This is a genomic window from Parolsenella sp. (genome assembly GCF_982402205.1).
Map to the genome: position 1 here is coordinate 1 of NZ_CEVYAT010000211.1, position 1,711 is coordinate 1,711.

Annotated in this window: 2 protein-coding genes; both read right to left on the minus strand. The window is 66.8% G+C overall.

Annotated features, from left to right (window positions below; translation table 11 throughout):
- Window positions 1–843, minus strand: an 843-nt coding sequence (locus tag AC1VTH_RS08100) for an LCP family protein (protein WP_481335661.1), incomplete at its 3' end; no start/stop codon positions are given.
- Between the two features lie 23 nt (window positions 844–866).
- Window positions 867–1,711 (minus strand): LCP family protein (locus tag AC1VTH_RS08105; RefSeq protein ID WP_481335663.1); only part of this gene is annotated, 845 nt, incomplete at its 5' end.

Consider the following 1,711-nt stretch of genomic DNA (forward strand, 5'->3'; position numbering starts at 1 on the left):
GATCTCTGCGTAGTGGGCGATGGGCACGCCGGCAAGCTGGGACACGGTCTTGATGAGCAGGGGAGCCCCGCCATAGGTGTAGGCCGCGTTGATCTTCTGGGTGCCGTAGTCGCCGCCCAGGTCTACGGCCGTGTCGCGCTGAATCGAGACGAGCGTTAGCTTGGCCGCGATGGGGTCGACGCGCGCCAGGATGATCGAGTCGGTGCGGTAGACGCCGTCCGTGCTGTTGTTCTCCACGCGGTCGGCCGATTTGTCGGTGCCAACGAGCAGCATGTAGAACGGGGTGCCCGGCAGCGCCGGCGTCAGTGCGCCGCGGGTCTCGAGCGAAATGCCAGACCCGAGCCTCACCGTGATGAGCACCGAGAATGCAAGAAGGGCAACGAGTACGCCAATGAGTGTGCGCTTCGCATACTTGAGGGCGCGGTGCCCGTCAAGGCCACGCCTGCGCTCGGGACTGTCTTCGCTATACGCCTGGGCGCGCTCGCGGCCATGCGCCGCCTTGCGAACGCGGCCCAGGGGCGTTGCCTCCTCGCGCTGCTGGCGCATCCGGCGATAGCGAGAGGCGTCGTAGACCTCGCCCTCGGAGACGGCTCGGCGCGCCTGCCGGTCGCCCTGTCCGTAGCCGTCCGCCCAACCCTGGGGATGGCGGGCATTGGGGGCGGGATAGCGGCCCTCCTGCGAGTCATAGTCCTGGGAGCTGTAGCCCTGATCGGGATAATTGGCGACGGGATAGCTCACCTGCCGGTTTGGTTCGGCATTGCCAAGCTCGCCTCGGCTGCGCGCGGCGCGCCCCGCGGCACGCTGCTGCTCCGAGCTCATGTGCCTGTGCTCGCGCCTTGCCATGGGGCCTCCCGGTTACGTGTTGGCTAGTGGTTTGCCATGTCTGCGCCAAGGATCACCACGACGTCGGCGGTGCCGGAGTAGGTGCCGTCGTCCGCCACGACGTTGGAAAGCCCCAGCGTGTCGGCCACGGCCTGGGCCTTGGCCTTGTTGGCGTCGCCCACGTACAGGATGCTCGTGGTGCCGTAGTCGTAGGAGTCGGCGGTGTCGGAGGTAGCGTTGAAGCCCTGGTTGTCGAGGGTGGCGGCGATGCGGCCGGCAAGCCCGCTCACGCCTGCGCCGTTGAGGACGGCAACCGAGCCGGAGTAGTCGGTCTCGGCGCTCTCGGACGAGCTCGTGCCCGTCTCGGACGCACTCGTGGTGCCGTCGGCATCCTTGGTTGCAGTGCCCGCGCCTGCAACGCCCAGCGTGATGTCCTCGTCCTCGCTCTGGTAGGGGGAGAGGCCCTGGTTCACGCGGGTCATCATCTTCTTCCACGCGGCGGTGTCGCAGATCTCGTACCAGGTGTCGTTGACGTACTTGGAGTTGGTGGGCTCCATGCCGCTGAACATGTTGGTGCTCATGTCGAAGCCCTGGAACTGCGTGGCCAGCGACACTATGTCAGAGATCGAGAGGTCCGTCTGCACGGCATCGGCCAGGGTGGTGACGGTGCTGGCGATGGTCACGGGGTCGCTCGCGAGGACCTTCTTGAGAATGGCGCCAATGACCATGCGCTGATTGGCGGCACGGTAGACGTCTCCGTCGCCGTACTTGTCGTAGGCGTGGCGCGCGCGGCAGAGCTTGAGCGCCTGGTCGCCGTTGAGGGTCTGCACGCCGGCCTTGATGTCGGCGCCGGTGTACTCGGGGTCGTAGACGTCCACCGGCACGTTGA